15 protein-coding genes and 1 pseudogene are annotated in these 19,567 nt (G+C 58.8%); 11 read left to right on the plus strand and 5 right to left on the minus strand.

All coding sequences use genetic code 11. The features are described 5' to 3' along the window. The first annotated feature begins 25 nt into the window (after positions 1-25). The 3 genes and pseudogenes from CKW20_RS12350 to CKW20_RS12360 form a co-directional block, all read left to right on the plus strand. Positions 26-1,753, plus strand: a complete 1,728-nt coding sequence (locus CKW20_RS12350) for an autotransporter assembly complex family protein (protein WP_095053150.1) — start codon at positions 26-28, stop codon at positions 1,751-1,753. Beyond that, on the plus strand, positions 1,750-5,424 hold the full coding sequence (locus tag CKW20_RS12355; protein WP_095053151.1) for a translocation/assembly module TamB domain-containing protein: 3,675 nt from the start codon (positions 1,750-1,752) through the stop codon (positions 5,422-5,424). Before CKW20_RS12350 ends, CKW20_RS12355 begins: the two co-directional genes overlap by 4 nt. Before the next feature lie 64 nt (positions 5,425-5,488). Beyond that, positions 5,489-5,668, plus strand: a pseudogene (locus CKW20_RS12360) (MFS transporter); the annotation flags it as partial. A 128-nt stretch (positions 5,669-5,796) separates the two neighbouring features. On the opposite strand, the gene lpxH reads toward CKW20_RS12360, so the two are convergent. After that, positions 5,797-6,549, minus strand: a complete 753-nt coding sequence (lpxH, locus tag CKW20_RS12365; RefSeq protein ID WP_095053152.1) for a UDP-2,3-diacylglucosamine diphosphatase — start codon at positions 6,547-6,549, stop codon at positions 5,797-5,799. Next, the gene (locus tag CKW20_RS12370; protein ID WP_095053153.1) at positions 6,546-7,049 is read right to left on the minus strand and encodes a peptidylprolyl isomerase; all 504 of its coding nucleotides are present in this window, start codon (positions 7,047-7,049) and stop codon (positions 6,546-6,548) included. The genes lpxH and CKW20_RS12370 overlap by 4 nt, the downstream gene beginning before the upstream one ends. 262 nt (positions 7,050-7,311) lie before the next feature. Here CKW20_RS12370 and CKW20_RS12375 point away from each other — a divergent pair, with 262 nt between their 5' ends. Both CKW20_RS12375 and cysS read left to right on the plus strand, forming a co-directional pair. Continuing rightward, positions 7,312-9,009, plus strand: coding sequence for a glutamine--tRNA ligase/YqeY domain fusion protein (locus CKW20_RS12375; protein ID WP_095053154.1), 1,698 nt, complete (start codon positions 7,312-7,314; stop codon positions 9,007-9,009). A gap of 15 nt (positions 9,010-9,024) precedes the next feature. Continuing rightward, positions 9,025-10,407 (plus strand): cysteine--tRNA ligase, encoded by a 1,383-nt coding sequence (gene cysS / locus CKW20_RS12380; protein ID WP_095053155.1) that lies wholly within the window; start codon positions 9,025-9,027, stop codon positions 10,405-10,407. A gap of 227 nt (positions 10,408-10,634) precedes the next feature. Here the strand turns inward: cysS and CKW20_RS12385 are convergent, their stop codons facing one another. Then, the gene (locus CKW20_RS12385) at positions 10,635-12,467 is read right to left on the minus strand and encodes a sigma-54-dependent Fis family transcriptional regulator (protein WP_095053156.1); all 1,833 of its coding nucleotides are present in this window, start codon (positions 12,465-12,467) and stop codon (positions 10,635-10,637) included. A 367-nt stretch (positions 12,468-12,834) separates the two neighbouring features. Between CKW20_RS12385 and CKW20_RS12390 the strand changes: the two genes are divergently transcribed. The 6 genes from CKW20_RS12390 to CKW20_RS12415 are packed head-to-tail and all read left to right on the plus strand — an operon-like array spanning position 12,835 to position 18,770. Next, complete coding sequence (locus CKW20_RS12390) at positions 12,835-13,929, plus strand: ABC transporter ATP-binding protein (RefSeq protein WP_095053157.1); 1,095 nt, start codon at positions 12,835-12,837, stop codon at positions 13,927-13,929. Continuing rightward, positions 13,929-15,026 carry an ABC transporter ATP-binding protein gene (locus CKW20_RS12395; RefSeq protein ID WP_095053158.1) on the plus strand — a complete coding sequence of 366 codons (1,098 nt, stop codon included), beginning with the start codon at positions 13,929-13,931 and terminating at the stop codon, positions 15,024-15,026. Before CKW20_RS12390 ends, CKW20_RS12395 begins: the two co-directional genes overlap by 1 nt. After that, a complete protein-coding gene (locus CKW20_RS12400; protein ID WP_095053159.1) occupies positions 15,023-15,889 on the plus strand; it encodes a carbohydrate ABC transporter permease in 867 nt (288 codons plus the stop codon). Before CKW20_RS12395 ends, CKW20_RS12400 begins: the two co-directional genes overlap by 4 nt. 8 nt (positions 15,890-15,897) lie before the next feature. After that, the gene (locus CKW20_RS12405) at positions 15,898-16,698 is read left to right on the plus strand and encodes a carbohydrate ABC transporter permease (protein ID WP_007896138.1); all 801 of its coding nucleotides are present in this window, start codon (positions 15,898-15,900) and stop codon (positions 16,696-16,698) included. 10 nt (positions 16,699-16,708) lie between these two features. Next, positions 16,709-16,981 carry a DUF2160 domain-containing protein gene (locus CKW20_RS12410; protein WP_038983664.1) on the plus strand — a complete coding sequence of 91 codons (273 nt, stop codon included), beginning with the start codon at positions 16,709-16,711 and terminating at the stop codon, positions 16,979-16,981. Between the two features lie 46 nt (positions 16,982-17,027). Beyond that, a complete protein-coding gene (locus CKW20_RS12415) occupies positions 17,028-18,770 on the plus strand; it encodes an ABC transporter substrate-binding protein (protein ID WP_095053160.1) in 1,743 nt (580 codons plus the stop codon). A gap of 114 nt (positions 18,771-18,884) precedes the next feature. On the opposite strand, the gene CKW20_RS12420 is transcribed toward CKW20_RS12415, so the two are convergent. Both CKW20_RS12420 and CKW20_RS12425 read right to left on the minus strand, forming a co-directional pair. Further along, the gene (locus CKW20_RS12420; protein ID WP_030130910.1) at positions 18,885-19,199 is read right to left on the minus strand and encodes a DNA-binding transcriptional regulator; all 315 of its coding nucleotides are present in this window, start codon (positions 19,197-19,199) and stop codon (positions 18,885-18,887) included. Further along, positions 19,189-19,539, minus strand: coding sequence for a toxin (locus CKW20_RS12425; RefSeq protein WP_095053161.1), 351 nt, complete (start codon positions 19,537-19,539; stop codon positions 19,189-19,191). Before CKW20_RS12425 ends, CKW20_RS12420 begins: the two co-directional genes overlap by 11 nt. Positions 19,540-19,567 lie beyond the last annotated feature (28 nt).

Below are 19,567 nucleotides of genomic sequence, written 5' to 3' on the forward strand. Positions count from 1 at the left end.
CAAGCTCGTGATAGCATCCGCGCCTATGAAGTTTCCAGGAAGATTTACCAGTGGCGTGCTGATGCTGATCTCCAGCTACGCGGCGCTGGCGCAAAGTGAATTGGATGTGCGGATCAAACCGTCCAACGATGAACTGAAGGCCAATATAGAGGGCTATATCGGTAGTCTCGGCGATCGCGATGAAGAAGCCTTGCTGCGCTTCAGTCGTGGCGCCGAAGAACAGGCGCGCAAGGCCGCCCAGGCCTTGGGTTATTACCAGCCGCAAATCGACAGCGACGTGAAGGGCGGCAAGACGCCGCGTCTGGTGCTGAACATCGATCCGGGCGAGCCGATCCATTTGCGCAATGTTACGGTGCGCATCGACGGCCCGGCGGCCTCGTTCAAATCCTTTCGTGTACCGAAAAGCGACCTGCTGAAACCCGGCGCGGTGCTTAACCATGGTCGTTACGAAGACGCCAAGCGGCTGATCCAGAACCAGGCCTCGCGCTACGGTTTTTTCAGTGGGCGCTTCACCCGCCAGAAACTGTTGGTGGACCCGCGTGCCGGCGTCGCCGACATCGAATTGATCTACGACAGCGGCCCGCGCTATGCGCTGGGTAAAGTCAGTTTTGAAGGCGACACGCCGTTCGACGAAGACCTGCTGCAACGCATGGTACCGTTCAAGGCCGGTGCGCCCTATGACTCCGAACTGATTGCCGAACTCAATCAGGCGCTGCAGTCGAGCGGTTATTTCGAGGGCGTGCGCGTGGACGCGGCGCCGACTGCGTCCAAGGACGACGTGATCCCGGTGGCGGTCAAACTCGAAACCCGCAAGCCACGGACCATGGGGCTGGGACTGGGTTTTTCCACCGACGTCGGTCCACGGGTCAAAGCCAACTGGACCCGCCACTGGGTAAATCCTCAAGGGCACAGTTACGGCTGGGAGGCCGAGATTTCGGCGCCACGGCAGAACGTCGGGCTGTTTTACGACGTTCCGCTGGACCCACCATTGACCGACAAACTGCGCTTTGCCGGTGGTTATCAATATGAAGAAATCGCTGGTACCGATACCCTCAGCAAACTGCTGACCCTCGGCCCCGAGTGGCACAGCAAATTGCCCAGTGGCTGGCAGCGGGTGGTGTCGCTCAAGTGGCAGCACGAGGAATACACACTCGGCGACGACTCAGGGCTCAGCACTTTGCTGATGCCCGGCGTCAGTTATTCGTACCTGAAAAGCGACAATCGCATCGACCCGCACAACGGTTATCGCCTGCAATTCGACACCAAAGTCGCCAAGGAAGGATTGGGGTCGGACACCAACCTGATCTACGGCACGGCGCTGGTCAAAGGCCTGACCACAGTTTTCGACAAACACCGCTTGCTCGGTCGGGTGCAGGTCGGCGGCAGCGCCACCAACGGCTACAAATCGGTGCCGCCGTCCTTGCGCTTCTTCGCCGGTGGCGATCAGAGCGTGCGCGGTTACGACTACCAGAGCCTGTCCCCGGAAAACTCCGATGGCGACCGCATCGGTGGCCGCTACATGGTGGCCGGCAGCGTCGAGTATCAATACTCAATCGCCGAAAAATGGCGGGTCGCAACCTTCGTCGACCAAGGCAACTCCTTCAACACACTCGAATTGCCGAACCTCAAGACAGGGGTCGGTATCGGCGTACGCTGGGTCTCGCCGGTGGGGCCGATTCGCCTCGACCTGGCCCACGCGATGGACGACGACGGCGGCATTCGACTGCACTTTTCCATGGGGCCTGAACTGTGAAGCGCGGTTTGAAAATAACGCTGCTGGCAATTCCGGCGCTGCTGGTGCTGATCGTGCTGACACTGGTCACCGTGCTGGGCACTTCGACGGGCAGTCGTTGGGCGCTCGGGTTTGTGCCGGGTTTGACCGTGGAGAATTTCCAGGGGCGCTTGGGTGGGCAGTGGAGCGCCGATCATCTGGTGTGGCAGCAGGACAGCAGTCGGGTTGAGCTGAGCAAAGCGATTTTCGCCTGGTCGCCGTTGTGTTTGACACGCATGACGCTGTGCATCGAGCAACTGCAGGCCGAGCAGGTCAGCCTGCAATTCCCGCCGGGCGTGGAAGAGGAAAGCAGCGGCCCGATCAGTCTGCCGGATTTGAAACTGCCGCTGGCTATCGAATTGGGCGACGTCAAGGTTGGCAGCCTGTTGTTCAATGGCAGCGAAGAACTCAAGGGGCTGCAACTGGCGGCGCACTGGACCGAGAAAGGTTTGCAGATTGACTCAGTGCACTTGCAGCGTGATGAACTGAGCCTGAACCTGTCCGGTCTGTTGCAACCAAGCGGCAACTGGCCGCTCACCGCTGAAGGCAAACTGACCTTGCCGTCGCCGGCCCCCGAACCCTGGGCACTGGCCTTGAAGGTGGACGGTGATCTGCTGAAAACCCTGAACCTGAAAGCCGACAGCAGCGGTTATCTGAACGGCCAACTCACTGGCGAGTTGCAACCGCTGGTGGAAAACCTGCCGGCCAAAATGCGCATCACTGCCGACAGTTTCAAACCCAGCGCCGAGTTGCCGGACACTCTGCAACTCAATCAACTGGAACTCACCGGCGACGGAGACCTGAAAAACGGTTACCAGTTGCTCGGCAAAGCCACGTTACCCGCAGAGCAAGGCCCGGTCGCGCTGTTGTTACAAGGCAAGGTCGACGCCAAGGGCGCGCAGATCATCGGTCTCGATCTGACGGCCAACGACAAACAAAGCCTCAAGCTCACCGGGCAAGTGGACTGGAGCAAAGGCCTGAGCGCTGATGCAAAAATAGACTGGCTGGATTTCCCGTGGCACCGTCTCTATCCGTTGATCGACGAGCCGCAAGTGGCACTGCGCAGTTTCAACGGCGAAATCTCATACACCGACGGCAACTACATCGGTAACTTCAAGGCCTCACTGGATGGCCCGGCCGGTGCATTCAGTCTGAACAGCCCGTTCAGCGGCGACCTGACAAAAATCCACCTGCCGCAATTCAAACTTGAAGCCGGGCAGGGCAAGGCCGAAGGGCACCTGAGCCTGCAGTTTGCCGACGGTATCGCCTGGGATACGGCGCTGGACCTCTCGGCAATCAACCCGGCGTACTGGCTCGCGGAGTTGCCTGGCACCTTGGCCGGCCCCTTGCGCAGTAAAGGCGAGATGAAGAATGAAAAGCTCAGCCTGACCGCCGACCTGGACCTGAAAGGCAAACTGCGCGGGCAACCGGCGGTGTTGCAAGCCAAAGCCGATGGCGGCGGCGAGCAATGGAACCTCAGTGCACTGCAGATTCGCCTCGGCGACAACAGCATCAACGGCCAGGGCAGCCTGCAACAGAAACTCGCCGGCCAGATTGACATCAAACTGCCGCGCCTGGCCCAGCTCTGGCCGCAACTGCGCGGTCAGCTCAATGGCCGGGTCGATGTCGCCGGCACGCTCAAAGCGCCACAAGGCAAACTCGGCCTGCAAGGCACGCAACTGGCCTTCGAAGACCATCGCCTGCAAAGCCTCAATCTGGACGCCACCCTCGACAGCGCTCAGCGGGCGAAGATCGACCTCAAGGGCAGCGGCATTCAGACCGGTGATTCGTCGCTGGGCACCTTGACCGCCAGCGGTCAGGGCGACATCAAAAACCAGAAACTTGCCCTCGATCTGCAAGGGCCGAAGTTGAAACTGGCGCTCGGTCTCGACGGCACGCTGGACAAGGGCAATTGGCGTGGGCGTCTGGCCAGTGGCAATATCCAGGCTGGCGGTCAGGACTGGAAACTGCAAAATCCGGCGAAGCTCGAGCGCCTGGCGGACGGCAAAATCAACTTTGGTGCCCATTGCTGGATGTCCGGCCCGGCCAGCCTGTGCGGCGAAGATCAGCGCTTGATGCCCGAGCCGAAGCTGCGTTACCACCTCAAGCAATTTCCTATCGACAGCCTGGCGCAATGGTTGCCAAAGGATTTCGCCTGGAAGGGCAAGCTTAACGCCGACCTGCAACTGGACTTGCCGGCCAGCGGCCCGAATGGCCAGATCAGCATCGATGCCAGCGGCGGCACTTTGCGTATGCGCGAGAAGGAGCAATGGCTGGACTTCCCGTACCAGACCCTGAAGCTCACCAGCAAACTCACACCAAAGCGCATCGACACCGACCTCAACTTTGTCGGCGGCAAGCTCGGTGAACTGATGGTTCAGGCGCAGATCAACCCGCTGCCAAAGAATAAACCGCTGACCGGTTCATTCCGCCTCAGTGGTCTGGACTTGTCGGTGGCGCGGCCGTTTGTGCCGATGGTCGAGAAACTCACCGGGCATTTGAGCGGCAGCGGAACATTGTCCGGCGGACTGCTGGCGCCGCTGGTCAACGGCAACCTTGCGCTGCGCGACGGTGAAATCTCCGGGCCTGAACTGCCGATGGCGCTCGAAGCCTTGCAACTTCAAGCCGTGATTGCCGGCGAAACCGTGCAACTGAACGGCGGCTGGAAAAGCGGCAAGACCGGGCAGGGCAGCCTTAATGGCAACATTGCCTGGGGCCAGGCGCTGGTGGTGGATCTGGCGCTCAAGGGCTCGCAGTTGCCGGTCACCGTTGAGCCCTATGCTGCGCTGGAAGTCGCGCCGGACCTGAAAATCTCCATGAAAGACGACAGACTGGCGATCGTCGGCAAGGTGCTGGTGCCCAAGGGCGAAATCACCGTGCGCGAGCTACCGCCGTCGACGGTCAAGGTCTCCGATGACACGGTGATCGTCGGTCAGCAGACCGAAGAGGGCAAACCGCCGATGGCCATGGCGATGGACATCGATGTGGTGGTGGGGGAGGACAAGCTGAGCTTTACCGGGTTTGGCCTGACCGCCAACCTGCAAGGTCATGTGCACATTGGCGACAACATGGACACCCGTGGCGAGCTGTGGCTCAACGACGGGCGTTATCGCGCCTATGGCCAGCGACTGACGGTGCGCCGGGCGCGCTTGTTGTTTGCGGGGCCGATCGATCAGCCGTATCTGGACATCGAAGCGATTCGTCAGACCGACGATGTGATCGCCGGCATTCGGTTGAGCGGCAGCGCCGAGCAGCCGACCACGCAGATCTTTTCCGAACCGGCGATGAGTCAGGAGCAGGCGTTGTCCTATCTGGTGCTGGGGCGTCCGCTGAGTACCACCGGTGAAGACAACAACATGCTCGCCCAAGCCGCCCTCGGGTTGGGTTTGATGGGCAGTTCCGGAGTGACCAGCGGCTTGGCCAAGAATTTGGGTATTCAGGATTTCCAGCTCGATACCCAAGGCAGCGGCGCCAGCACCGCGGTGGTGGCCAGTGGCAACATCACCGAGAAGCTCAGCCTGCGTTATGGCGTCGGGGTGTTCGAGCCGGCCAATACCATTGCCTTGCGCTACAAGCTGAGCAAAAAGGTCTACCTCGAAGCCGCCAGCGGCGTGGCCAGTTCGCTGGACATCTTCTATAAGCGGGATTTCTAGGTCCCGTCTCCCCTTTAATACCGAGTCGCTCCATTCGCTGGCAAGCCAGCTCCTACGGGTGCCGGCCTTGAACACGCTGGGCGGGGCGGGTAACCCGGCCTACGCGCAGCTGGATCATGTGCTGACCAGTCAGGCGTACATGCTCTCCACCGTGGATTACTTCACGTTGCTCGGGTGGGCATTCATGGGGTTGATTCTGCTGGTGTGGCTGGCGAAACCGCCGTTTGCGGCGAAGGCGGGCCCGGAGCCCGGAAGATCGTTCCCACGCTCCGCGTGGGAATGCAGCCCGGGACGCTCCGCGTCCCATTCAAAGCCGAACGCAGAGCGTCCGTTGAGGCATTCCCACGCAGAGCGTGGGAACGATCGGGTCGATTAGGCAGAAGGTGCTGCCAGTTGTGGCGGCGGGGTGAAATCAAACGGCGCCAACGCAAACCCTTGCTCATCCACCTGCAACGCCCAGCCCTGACGATCCCAATCCCCTAATACAATGCGTTTGGCCGACTGCTCGCCAATCTGCAATTTGTGTATGGCGGGGCGATGGGTGTGCCCGTGGATCAAGGTTTTCACGCCATATTGCTGCATGATCCGCGGCACTTCTTCCAGCGTGACATCGACAATGTCATTGGCCTTCATACGCGTTTGCGTGCGGCTTTCATTGCGCAGCTTGCGCGCCAGTTTATGGCGAGTACGCAAGGGCAGATGTCGCAGGATGAACAGGGCGATCGGGTTGCGCAGATAACGACGCAGCTTCATATACGCTTCGTCACGGGTGCAGAGGCTGTCGCCGTGCATCAACAGCACCGGCTCGCCGTAAAACTGCACGACACTCGGGTCCTTCAGCAATGTACAGCCCGCCTGTTTGCAGAAGGCCTGACCAAGCATGAAGTCGCGATTGCCGTGCATCAGAAAAATGGCCGTGCCGCTGTCGCTAAGTTCGCGCAGGGCCTGGCAGATGGAACGCTGGAACGGCGTCATGGCATCGTCGCCAATCCACGCCTCGAAAAAGTCGCCCAAAATGTACAACGCACTCGCTGAGCGGGCACGTCTAGCGAGCAAATCCAGAAACGCCCGGGTAATGTCCGGGCGCTCCTCTTCCAGATGCAAGTCTGAAATCAGCAGTATCACTCAATGATCTCGGCTTTCTCGATGATCACGTCTTCTGCGGGTACGTCCTGGTGGCCGGCTTTGGAAGTGGTGGCCACGCCTTTGATCTTGTCGACCACGTCGGTGCCTTCGACTACTTTGGCGAATACAGCATAGCCCCAACCCTGAGTGGTTTTGCCGCTGTGGTTCAGGAAGCTGTTGTCAGCCACGTTGATGAAGAACTGGGCGGAAGCCGAATGTGGCTCCATGGTGCGGGCCATGGCTACGCTGTACTTCACGTTCGGCAGGCCGTTGTCGGCTTCGTTCTGGATGCTTGGGCGCTTGTCTTTCTTTTCTTTCATGCCTGGCTCAAAACCGCCGCCCTGGATCATGAAGTTGCCGATAACGCGGTGGAAAACGGTGTTTTCGTAGTGACCGGCTTTGACGTACTCGATGAAGTTGGCCACGGTGATCGGGGCTTTCTCAGCGTTCAGTTCCAGGACGATGTCGCCGAAGTTGGTAGTCAGTTTGACTTGGGTCATGATCTGTACTCGTTCTATGAATTCGTGGGTTTCGGGGCGCGCTGGCCCTCAACCAGTCCGGCCAGTGGCGGCCAAGGCACGCAGTTTAGCGTGCCGGGCGCGAATTTCGAGGCTGTTTTTCATTGCCGGCCGATTAAATGCAACCGATTGCCGGCCTGCTCTGTCAGCCACTTGACAGCATCGGCTATGATAAGCCCCTTTGATTTATAACAGCCGCTTTGATTTGGCCAACTGGCCGCGCACTTGTACGTTCAAGGATCCTATGAGCAAGCCCACTGTCGACCCTACCTCGAATTCCAAGACCGGCCCTGCCGTGCCGGTCAATTTCCTGCGCCCGATCATCCAGGCGGACCTGGACTCGGGTAAGCACACGCAGATCGTCACTCGTTTCCCGCCTGAGCCCAACGGCTACCTGCACATCGGTCACGCCAAGTCGATCTGTGTGAACTTCGGTCTGGCCCAGGAATTCGGCGGCGTCACGCACCTGCGTTTCGACGACACCAACCCGGCCAAGGAAGACCAGGAATACATCGACGCGATCGAAAGCGACGTCAAATGGCTGGGCTTTGAGTGGTCCGGTGAAGTGCGCTATGCCTCGCAGTATTTCGACCAGTTGCACGACTGGGCGGTAGAGCTGATCAAGGCCGGCAAGGCTTATGTCGACGACCTGAGCCCTGAACAGGCCAAGGAATATCGCGGCACGCTGACCGAACCGGGCAAAAACAGCCCATTCCGTGACCGCTCCGTGGAAGAAAACCTCGACTGGTTCGCCCGCATGCGCGCCGGCGAATTCCCGGACGGCGCACGCGTGCTGCGGGCCAAGATCGACATGGCCTCGCCGAACATGAACCTGCGCGACCCGATCATGTATCGCATCCGTCACGCGCATCACCACCAGACCGGTGACAAGTGGTGCATCTACCCGAACTACGATTTCACCCACGGTCAGTCGGATGCCATCGAAGGCATCACCCATTCGATCTGCACCCTGGAGTTCGAAAGCCACCGTCCGCTGTACGACTGGTTCCTCGACAACCTGCCAGTGCCGGCGCACCCGCGTCAGTACGAGTTCAGCCGCCTGAACCTGAACTACACCATCACCAGCAAGCGCAAGCTCAAGCAACTGGTCGATGAAAAGCACGTCAACGGCTGGGACGATCCGCGCATGTCCACGCTGTCGGGCTTCCGCCGCCGTGGCTACACGCCGAAATCGATCCGCAACTTCTGCGAAATGATCGGCACCAACCGTTCCGACGGCGTAGTCGATTTCGGCATGCTCGAATTCAGCATCCGTGACGACCTCGACCATAGCGCCCCACGCGCCATGTGCGTGTTGCGTCCGCTCAAAGTCGTGATCACCAACTACCCGGAAGGCCAGGTCGAAAACCTCGAATTGGCGTGCCACCCGAAAGAAGACATGGGCGTGCGCGTTCTGCCGTTCGCCCGTGAGCTCTACATCGACCGTGAAGACTTCATGGAAGAGCCGCCAAAAGGCTACAAGCGCCTGGAACCGAACGGCGAAGTGCGTCTGCGCGGCAGCTACGTGATCCGTGCCGACGAAGCGATCAAGGACGCCGATGGCAACATCGTCGAACTGCGTTGCTCCTACGATCCGGAAACCCTGGGCAAGAACCCGGAAGGCCGCAAGGTCAAAGGCGTGGTGCACTGGGTGCCGGCCGCGGCCAGCGTCGAATGCGAAGTGCGTCTGTACGATCGCCTGTTCCGTTCGGCCAACCCTGAAAAGGCCGAAGACAGCGCCAGTTTCCTGGACAACATCAACCCTGACTCGCTGCAAGTCCTCACCGGTTGTCGTGCCGAGCCTTCGCTTGGCAATGCACAGCCGGAAGACCGTTTCCAGTTCGAGCGCGAAGGTTACTTCGTCGCGGATATCAAGGACTCGAAGCCCGGTCATCCGGTGTTCAACCGTACCGTGACCTTGCGTGATTCGTGGGGCCAGTGATTCAAGGAAACTAAAGTGCTTACGATCTACAACACGCTCACCAAGAGCAAAGAAGTCTTCAAGCCTCTGGATGGCAACAATGTGCGCATGTACGTCTGCGGGATGACCGTGTACGACTACTGCCACATTGGCCATGGCCGCAGCATGGTCGCGTTCGACCTGGTGACCCGCTGGTTGCGGTTCAGCGGTTATAACCTGACTTATGTGCGCAACATCACCGACATTGAAGACAAGATCATCAATCGGGCGAAGGAGAACGGCGAGCCGTTCGACGCGCTGACCGAGCGCATGATCACCGCGATGCACGAGGACGAGGCGCGCCTCAACATCCTCAAGCCGGACATGGAACCGCGAGCTACCGATCACATCGCTGGCATGCAGAGCATGATCCAGACCCTGATCGACAAGGGCTATGCCTACGCACCGGGCAATGGCGACGTGTACTACCGCGTCGCCAAGTTCATGGGCTACGGCAAGCTGTCGCGCAAGAAGATCGAAGACCTGCGCATTGGCGCACGGATCGAAGTCGACGAGTCGAAACAGGACCCGCTGGACTTCGTACTGTGGAAAGGCGCCAAGCCGGGCGAGCCGAGCTGGCCTTCGCCGTGGGGCGACGGACGTCCGGGCTGGCACATCGAGTGCTCGGTGATGTCGACCTGCTGCCTCGGTGAGACCTTCGACATTCATGGCGGCGGCAGCGACCTCGAGTTTCCGCACCATGAAAACGAAATCGCCCAGAGCGAAGCAGCCACCGGCAAGACCTACGCCAACGCGTGGATGCATTGCGGCATGATTCGCATCAATGGCGAGAAGATGTCCAAGTCCTTGAACAACTTCTTCACCATTCGCGATGTGCTGGAAAAGTACCACCCGGAAGTCGTGCGTTACCTGCTGGTATCGAGCCACTACCGCAGCGCAATCAACTATTCGGAAGACAACCTCAAGGACGCCAAGGGCGCACTCGAGCGTTTCTACCATGCGTTGAAAGGCCTGCCGAATGTGGCGCCGGCTGGTGGCGAAGCCTTCGTCGAGCGTTTCACTCAGGTGATGAACGACGATTTCGGCACGCCGGAAGCCTGCGCGGTGCTGTTTGAGATGGTCCGCGAGATCAACCGCCTGCGCGAGAGCGATCTCGATGCGGCGGCGGGTTTGGCGGCTCGTTTGAAAGAATTGGCCAGCGTGCTGGGTGTGTTGCAACTCGAGGCCGATGACTTCCTGCAGGCCGGTGCCGAAGGGCGCGTGGACGCAGCCGAAGTCGAGGCGCTGATTGCTGCACGTCTGGCAGCTCGTGCCGGTAAAGACTGGGCCGAATCCGACCGCATCCGCGACCAGCTCACCGCCATGGGCGTGGTGCTGGAAGACGGCAAGGGCGGGACGACCTGGCGTCTGGCTGACTGATTGCTTGATTGGCTACGCCTTTCACAAAAACAGAAACCCGCCTTGTGCGGGTTTTTGTTTGTGGGTTGAGCGTAGTGAGGCGGTGTCTGGGCTGACGTCTTCGCGGGCAAGCCTCGCTCCTACAGGGATCGCGTCGCTCACGATATTGGCGAATGGCGCGGTCCCTGTAGGAGCGAGGCTTGCCCGCGAATGTTCTCAAGTCGAACGCCGCCAGTGCGGCTCACTCGTCACTCGGCCTGGCGCAATCGCTTGTAGAGGGTATTCCGGCTAACCCCCAACCGCCGGGCTAAATGCGAAATATTCCCCCCAGCCGCCTGCAACTGCCGATTCAATTGCTCGGCATCATTCAAATCAACCGCCAACGTCTGCGGTGAATCCACCGGTTCCATCTCCAGATCGACAAAAAAATCATCCGGCAAATGCTCCGGCCGCACGGGTTGTTCCTCGGCCATCGCCAGCGCCACCTGCATTACACTGCTGACCTGACGCAAGTTCCCCGGCCACGGATGACGACTGAACAGTTCCATCACCTCGGGGCTCAACCCGGCCCACTGCGACGGTTCACGATGCTGTTCCCACAAACGCTTGAACAGCGCCTGCTTGTCGCTGCGTTCCCGTAGCGGCGGCAGTTCCAGTGTCAAACCACCAATGCGGTAATACAAATCCTCTCGAAACCGGCCGAGTTGAACTTGTTCTCGCAACGAGCGGTTAGTCGCTGAAATGATCCGAATGTCCACCGGGAATAACTCGCTGCTACCTACCGGTTGCACGCAACGCTCCTGCAACACCCGCAGCAGCCGAGCTTGGGTCGGCAGCGGCATGTCGCCGATTTCATCGAGGAACAGCGTGCCTTTATCGGCCTTGCGGATCAGCCCGATGCTGCCTTTCTGATTGGCACCGGTGAATGCGCCTTTCTCATAGCCAAATAGCTCTGACTCCACCAGTTCGGCGGGGATCGCTGCACAGTTGACGGCAATGAACGGCTGTTTGCTGCGTGAACTGGCCTGGTGCAGGGCTTTGACGAAGACTTCCTTGCCGACCCCGGTTTCCCCGTGGATCAACAGCGGAATGTCCTTTTCCAGCAAGCGCTCGGCCTGGCGCACGGCTTTTTCCACGCGGCTGTCGCCAAAATGCAGGGTGTTGAGGCTGATCGCGGCGGGCGTCATCACGGTGGGGTCGGCAAACACTCGGGCTTGAATCGGCACTTGTTTCGGTCGCTTCAACAGGCATTGAAAACGGTTGCGCCCCGAGGCCTGCAGGGCAAACGGCAGGCCGTCCGGCTGGTTCAGCAGTTCCAGCAATGAGACTTTGAACAGGCTCTCGACGCTGACTCGCGACAGGCTGATCCCCAGCAGATTGTCGGCCCGGCGATTGGCGGACAGCACCTGACCGGTCTCGTCGAAAATCAGCAATCCGGCCCATTGGCTGTCGAGGTTGTTCAGCCCGGTGTTAAACGTCAGTTGGAAATGCTGGCCATGGAACAGGTTGAGAATCAGCCGGTTCTCCACCGTCTGGCTCATCATTTTGACCATGCCCAGTGTATGGGACGGCGGCAGATAACTGTCGCTGGACACGTCCAACACCGCGATCACCTTGCGCTCGGCATCGAAAATCGGTGCGGCGGAACCGGTCATGAAACGGTTGGCCTTGAGAAAATGTTCATCGTGCTCGATATGCACCGCTTGCTCGCAGGCCAACGCGGTGCCGATTGCGTTGGTGCCGCTGCAACGTTCTATCCAGCTGGCGCCGGCACTGAAACCGCGAGTCAGGCTCGGTTCGATGAAACGCTGGGTGCCCCAAGACGTCAGCACCTGGCCTTGATTGTCGGCGAGCATGATCAGGCAATTGGAGTTGCTGAGGATGTTCTCGTAATACGGCAGGACTTCCTGATGGGTGGTCTGCACCAGTGAATGCTGGCTTTCCAGCAACTGGGCGATGCCATCGGCGGGTAGCTGATCGAACGCCGGCGCGCTCTGATGATCGAGCCCGAACGCGCGGCAGCGGGACCAGGAGTCCTGGATGATGGCGTCGTGGGAGAGCGGTGGGGCAGGTGCGGCCATGGCGGTCGATCTCTGAGCAAGCTTTTATTGTTTTTATTGGTTTTTGCATCACGTTCAAACGCCACCTACCCGTAGGAGCCAGGCTTGCCGGCGAAGGCGATTTCGACGACGCCTTCGCCGGCAAGCCTGGCTCCTACGGGAGCAATGTGTGGCTAAAAACGTCTGTAGAGTGTTGTTCACATTTGTTCATTGTCAATCTTTGAACTGTTCAATTGTTCAGTCACGGTTGTTCATTTCTGTTCAGCAACGAACGCGGTTTTTATCTCATTTGAAGGAATTTCAAGCCAGATCAACCCCTTGGAATTTCTGGCACGAATGTCGCTGTAGTGCTCAGGTCGCTTGACTCCAATAATAAAAAGGCCGAGCCATGACATTAATCCTGGAGCACGTCAGCCGTACCGTCGAGGGTCAGACCTGGATCGACGATGCGTGCCTTAACTTCGAACCCGGATCGTTCAACGTTTTGCTCGGTCGCACGCTGTCCGGCAAAACCAGTCTCATGCGCCTGATGGCAGGTCTGGACAAACCTGACAGCGGCCGCATTCTGATGAACGGTGTCGACGTCACCCAGCGCCCGGTGCGTTTGCGCAACGTATCGATGGTTTATCAGCAGTTCATCAATTACCCGACCATGACGGTGTTCGAGAACATCGCCTCGCCGCTGCGTCAGTCAGGCGTTTCCAATGAGCTGATCCAGAGCAAAGTGCTGGAAACCGCGAAGATGCTACGCATCGAGAAATTCCTCCAGCGCTATCCCCTGGAACTCTCCGGCGGCCAGCAACAGCGCACGGCCATGGCTCGGGCGCTGGTCAAGGATGCCGAGCTGATTCTGTTTGACGAGCCGCTGGTGAACCTCGACTACAAGCTGCGCGAAGAGCTGCGCCAGGAAATGCGCGAGCTGTTCAAGGCCCGGCACACCATCGCGATTTACGCCACCACGGAACCCAACGAAGCCCTGGCGCTGGGCGGCACCACCACGATTCTTCATGAAGGTCGGGTGATTCAGAGCGGCAAGTCCTCCGAGGTGTATCACCAGCCGCAAACCGTGCTGGCGGCGGAGTTGTTCTCCGAGCCGCCGATCAACCTGATGCCGGGGCGAATTGCCGGCAACGAAGTCAGTTTCGCCAATTTTGTGCACTTCCCGTTGAACGTCGATCTGCGGCCGGTGGGCGAGGGCGAGTTTCGTTTCGGCGTGCGCCCCAGCCATATCTCGCTGGTGCCGAGCAACGACGACGACCTCGAACTGGCGGTAACCGTCGAGGTGGCCGAGATCAGCGGCTCGGAAACCTTCCTGCACGTGCGCAACGAGTATTTCCTGCTGGTGCTGCACTTGCCGGGTGTCCACGAATACGACGTCGATGCGCCGATTCGCATCTATATCCCGACCCATAAACTGTTTGTGTTCGATATGCAGGGGCGGCTGGTTCAGGCGCCCGGTCGCCGCATTGCGAGGGTTGCCTGATGGCCGAAATCCGTTTGCAGAACCTTGCCCACAGCTATACCCCAACGCCGACCGGCCCTGAGGATTACGCGATCCGCGAGATGGATCATGTCTGGGAGCAGGGCGGTGCTTATGCGCTGCTCGGGCCTTCGGGGTGCGGCAAGTCGACCTTGCTCAACATCATTTCCGGGTTGCTCAGCCCATCCCAAGGACATGTGCTGTTCGACGGCAAAGCGGTCAATGATCTGACCCCCGAGAAGCGCAACATCGCCCAGGTTTTCCAGTTTCCGGTGGTCTACGACACCATGACAGTGTTCGATAACCTGGCTTTCCCATTACGCAATCAGGGCATGGATGAAGCGAAGATTTACAGCAAGGTGCATGAAATCGCCGAAGTCCTCGACCTTCAGGCGTTGCTGCACAAGAAGGCACGCAATCTAACCGCCGATGAAAAACAGAAAGTCTCCATGGGCCGTGGGCTGGTGCGCGATGACGTGTCGGCGATCCTCTTCGATGAACCGCTGACGGTGATCGACCCGCACCTGAAGTGGAAGCTGCGGCGCAAGCTCAAGCAGATCCACGAGCAGTTCAACATCACCATGGTCTACGTCACCCACGATCAGCTCGAAGCTTCGACTTTCGCCGACAAGATTGCGGTGATGTACGGCGGACAGATTGTGCAATTCGGTACGCCACGGGAATTGTTCGAGCGGCCGAGCCATACCTTTGTCGGTTATTTCATCGGCAGCCCGGGGATGAATCTGATCGAGGTTCAGCCGCAAGCCGGCGGTGTCGGTTTTGCCGGGACTCATTTGCCGTTGTCCGACGCGATGCAGAAACGAATCGCCGAGTCCGAATGGAAAACCCTGAAAGTCGGTATCCGTCCGGAGTTCGTTCATGTGTGGGACGAGCCCTTTGATGACGCGATGCAGGCACAGGTCGTACACGTCGAAGACCTGGGCACCTACAAGATCATGACCCTGAATCTCGACGGTGCGCCGCTCAAAGTACGCCTGGCCGAAGACAAACCGGTGCCCGAAGGCACGGCGTACATCAGCTTTCCGGCGCAATGGCTGATGGTCTATGCCGATGATTACCTGCTGGAGGTGCTGCCATGAACAAGGTGCAGAACAACAAGGCCTGGTGGCTGGTGTTGCCGGTGTTTCTGCTGGTGGCGTTCAGTGCGGTGATCCCGATGATGACCGTGGTCAATTACTCGGTGCAGGACATTTTCGACCAGTCCAGCCGCTACTTCGTCGGTGCCGATTGGTACAGGCAGGTGCTGCTCGATCCGCGACTGCACGACTCACTGCTGCGCCAGTTCATTTACTCCGGCTGCGTGTTGCTGATTGAAATTCCCTTGGGCATCGCCATCGCCCTGACCATGCCGACCAAGGGGCGATGGTCGTCGGTGGTGCTGATCATTCTGGCGATTCCATTGCTGATTCCATGGAACGTGGTCGGCACCATCTGGCAGATTTTCGGCCGGGCCGATATCGGTTTGCTCGGTTCGAGCCTCAATGCCATGGGCATCAGCTACAACTATGCGGCCAACACCATGGACGCCTGGGTCACGGTGTTGGTGATGGACGTCTGGCACTGGACGTCGCTGGTGGCGCTGTTGTGTTTCTCCGGTTTGCGGGCGATTCCGGACGTGTACTACCAGGCAGCGCGGATTGATCGGGCATCGGCCTGGGCGGTTTTCCGACACATCCAGTTGCCCAAGCTCAAGAGCGTGCTACTGATCGCGGTGATGCTGCGGTTCATGGACAGTTTCATGATCTATACCGAGCCGTTCGTGCTGACGGGTGGCGGTCCGGGTAATGCCACGACGTTCTTGAGTCAGACGCTGACCCAAATGGCCATCGGGCAATTCGACCTCGGCCCGGCGGCGGCTTTCTCGCTGGTGTACTTCCTGATCATCCTGTTGGTGTCGTGGCTGTTCTATACCGCCATGACTCACTCTGACGCCAATCGGTGAGGCCTGCCATGAGCAAGAGAAAGCTAATCCCGTTGCTGATCTACATCCTGTTCCTGCTGGTGCCGATCTACTGGCTGCTGAACATGTCCTTCAAGAGCAACACCGAAATCCTCGGTGGCCTGACGCTGTTTCCCCAGGATTTCACCTTCGCCAACTACAAGGTGATCTTCACTGACCCGAGCTGGTACACCGGTTATCTCAACTCGCTGTACTACGTGAGCCTGAACACCGTGATTTCCCTGAGCGTGGCGCTGCCGGCGGCGTATGCGTTTTCGCGCTATCGTTTTCTCGGAGACAAGCACTTGTTCTTCTGGCTGTTGACCAACCGCATGGCGCCACCGGCAGTGTTCCTGCTGCCGTTTTTTCAGCTGTATTCCTCGATCGGGCTGTTCGACACCCATATCGCGGTGGCGCTGGCTCACTGTCTGTTCAACGTGCCGTTGGCGGTGTGGATTCTTGAAGGCTTCATGTCCGGCGTTCCTAAGGAAATCGACGAAACCGCCTACATCGACGGCTACAGTTTCCCCAAGTTCTTCGTGAAGATCTTCGTCCCGCTGATCGGCTCCGGGATCGGTGTCACAGCGTTTTTCTGCTTCATGTTTTCCTGGGTCGAGCTATTACTGGCGCGAACCCTGACCTCGGTGAACGCCAAACCCATCGCGGCGGTAATGACCCGCACGGTCTCGGCGTCCGGCATCGACTGGGGTGTGCTGGCGGCTGCGGGGGTGTTGACCATTCTGCCGGGCATGCTGGTGATCTGGTTTGTTCGCAACCACGTGGCCAAGGGCTTTGCCCTGGGCCGGGTATGAGGAACTGATGATGGAATGGATGAGTTGGACTGGCCCCACGGCGGCGTTCTTCAGCGTCATTGCCTTGACTCTGGCAGGCATGACGACCTGGGAGTTGCGTTCGCCGAGTATCCCTCGGCGTGGCTTTTTGCCGATTGCCACCACCCGTGGCGATCGGCTGTTTATCGGTCTTCTCGGCAGCGCCTACCTGCATTTGCTGGTAATCGGCGTCACCGACTGGAGCATCTGGGTGGCGTTCGCGTTGTCCCTGGTGTGGCTGTTGGCTGTGATGCGTTGGGGCTAGTCGAATCGCTCGGCAATCGTGCTCCGCCACTTAAACAGGAGGTCTTATGTTCGATAAAAACAATAAGCTGCGACATAGCATTTCATTGGCAGCCCTGCTGGCACTCAGCGGTTTGAGCGCATCTGCCTGGGCCGATGCCTACGAAGATGCTGCAAAGAAATGGATTGGCAGCGAGTTCAAACCGTCCACCTTGACTGCTGAACAGCAGCTGGAAGAACTGAAGTGGTTCATTAAGGCATCCGAGCCGTTTCGCGGGATGAGCATCAAGGTGGTTTCGGAAACCATTGCCACCCACGAATATGAATCCAAGGTGCTGGCCAAGGCCTTCACCGAGATCACCGGGATCAAGCTGACCCACGACTTGCTGCAGGAAGGCGACGTGGTGGAAAAGCTGCAGACCCAGATGCAATCGGACAAGAACATCTATGACGGTTGGGTCAACGACTCGGACCTGATCGGCACGCATTTTCGCTACGGCAAGACCGAATCGATCACCGACCTGATGGCCAACGAAGGCAAGGCTTACACCTCGCCGACGCTGGACATCAAAGACTTCATTGGCATCTCGTTCACCACCGCGCCGGACGGCAAGGTTTACCAATTGCCCGACCAGCAGTTCGCCAACCTCTACTGGTTCCGTGCCGACTGGTTCGAGCGGGCGGATTTGAAAGCAAAATTCAAAGAAAAGTATGGTTATGAACTAGGCGTGCCGGTGAACTGGTCAGCCTATGAAGACATCGCCAAATTCTTCAGCGAAGACGTCAAGGAAATCGACGGCAAACGCGTCTATGGCCACATGGACTACGGCAAGAAAGATCCATCGCTGGGTTGGCGTTTCACCGATGCCTGGTTCTCCATGGCCGGCGCTGGCGATAAAGGCATTCCCAATGGCTTGCCGGTGGACGAGTGGGGCATCCGCGTCGAGGATTGTCATCCGGTCGGCTCCAGCGTGACCCGCGGCGGCGACACCAACGGCCCGGCGGCGGTGTATGCGACCACCAAGTACGTTGACTGGATGAAAAAGTACGCACCACCGGAAGCGGCGGGTATGACCTTCTCCGAGTCCGGCCCGGTGCCGTCTCAGGGCAACATTGCCCAGCAAATCTTCTGGTACACCGCGTTTACCGCCGACATGACCAAACCGGGCCTGCCGGTGATGAACGCCGACGGCACGCCGAAATGGCGCATGGCACCTTCGCCGAAAGGTCCGTACTGGGAGGAGGGCATGAAACTCGGTTATCAGGACGCCGGTTCCTGGACCTTCCTCAAGTCCACTCCTGAAAAGCAAAAACTCGCGGCCTGGCTGTACGCGCAGTTCGTGACCTCGAAAACCGTATCGCTGAAGAAAACCATCGTCGGCCTGACCCCGATCCGCGAGTCGGATATCAACTCGCAAGCCATGACCGACCTGGCACCGAAACTCGGTGGTCTGGTGGAGTTCTATCGCAGCCCGGCCCGCGTGCAATGGACTCCGACCGGGACCAACGTGCCGGACTATCCTCGCTTGGCGCAACTGTGGTGGAGCCACATCGCGGAAGCCGCCAGTGGCGAGAAAACCCCGCAGCAGGCATTGGATGGCCTGGCCAAGGATCAGGATGCGATCATGACCCGTCTGGAGCGCTCCAAGGTACAACCGACCTGTGGGCCGAAAATGAATCCTGAGAAGGATGCGCAGTACTGGTTCGATCAGCCGGGTGCACCGAAAGCGAAACTGGCGAACGAGAAGCCTAAAGGCGAAACCGTGAGCTATGCCGAACTGTTGAAATCGTGGGAGGCGGCGCGTAAGTAATCGTCTGTAATATGAAACGCGAACGGCACCGTAAGGTGCCGTTTTTATTTGTATCTGTGCCACTGCCTTCGCGAGCAGGCGCGCGAAGACGTCATTGAAAACACCGCGGGCACTTCAGGTCAGCGCCGCCAGTTGTTGAACCGTCTCCGGAAAGCGCTCAACCAGCCGGATCAGCGTTGTCGCCTGAGCATTAGGTTTCGCCCGTCCTTGCTCCCAGTTCTCCAGCGTCCGGGTATTGGTGCGCAAGTACATCGCAAACACCGGCCGGGAGAGATTCAATTGCTGGCGGATGCCAACCACTTCCTCTGCCGTAATCGGAGCCAGCTTGGCCAGTTTTACTTTGTGGGTGCGTAGTGTGACTTTACCTTGGCGCTCATCGGCCAAGGCTTCAAACCCCTCTACCAGCTCGGAAAAAATGTCACGTTTCATCGTTCGTTCTCGCTTTGATTTCTCGATAAAGTATTTCTTTAAGCAGTTTTTTCTGTTGTGGCGTCAGATCGTCCTGTTCGTTTTTGCCATACAGGGTAAAGAGCCAGAATTGGTCGAAACCGGACCACCAGTAATAAATCACCCTCAGCCCACCGCGCTTGCCCTTGTTTCGCCGCTCATCCACCACTCGAATTTTGCGCAGGCCTCCAGTGTCTTCGACGACATCTCCCGCTTCCGGGTTTTGCAGCAGCTCCTGCTGGAACCGGTGAAACAGATCATCATCCAGATAGTCACTTCGATGCTTTTGAAATACGGGTAATTCGATAAAAAGAGCGTCCATGTTCTGTACGTTACCTGCGTATATTTCT

The sequence above is a fragment of the Pseudomonas sp. Irchel s3b2 genome (genome assembly GCF_900187445.1).
Lineage (GTDB): Bacteria > Pseudomonadota > Gammaproteobacteria > Pseudomonadales > Pseudomonadaceae > Aquipseudomonas.

Coding starts and splice junctions, on each gene's coding strand:
- CKW20_RS12425 (WP_095053161.1), bottom strand. CDS start 19,539: ATGGACGCTCTTTTTATCGAATTACCCGTATTTCAAAAGCATCGAAGT.
- CKW20_RS12350 (WP_095053150.1), top strand. CDS start 26: ATGAAGTTTCCAGGAAGATTTACCAGTGGCGTGCTGATGCTGATCTCC.
- CKW20_RS12390 (WP_095053157.1), top strand. CDS start 12,835: ATGACATTAATCCTGGAGCACGTCAGCCGTACCGTCGAGGGTCAGACC.
- CKW20_RS12420 (WP_030130910.1), bottom strand. CDS start 19,199: ATGAAACGTGACATTTTTTCCGAGCTGGTAGAGGGGTTTGAAGCCTTG.
- CKW20_RS12385 (WP_095053156.1), bottom strand. CDS start 12,467: ATGGCCGCACCTGCCCCACCGCTCTCCCACGACGCCATCATCCAGGAC.
- CKW20_RS12370 (WP_095053153.1), bottom strand. CDS start 7,049: ATGACCCAAGTCAAACTGACTACCAACTTCGGCGACATCGTCCTGGAA.
- CKW20_RS12400 (WP_095053159.1), top strand. CDS start 15,023: ATGAACAAGGTGCAGAACAACAAGGCCTGGTGGCTGGTGTTGCCGGTG.
- CKW20_RS12410 (WP_038983664.1), top strand. CDS start 16,709: ATGGAATGGATGAGTTGGACTGGCCCCACGGCGGCGTTCTTCAGCGTC.
- CKW20_RS12415 (WP_095053160.1), top strand. CDS start 17,028: ATGTTCGATAAAAACAATAAGCTGCGACATAGCATTTCATTGGCAGCC.
- CKW20_RS12395 (WP_095053158.1), top strand. CDS start 13,929: ATGGCCGAAATCCGTTTGCAGAACCTTGCCCACAGCTATACCCCAACG.
- CKW20_RS12405 (WP_007896138.1), top strand. CDS start 15,898: ATGAGCAAGAGAAAGCTAATCCCGTTGCTGATCTACATCCTGTTCCTG.
- CKW20_RS12375 (WP_095053154.1), top strand. CDS start 7,312: ATGAGCAAGCCCACTGTCGACCCTACCTCGAATTCCAAGACCGGCCCT.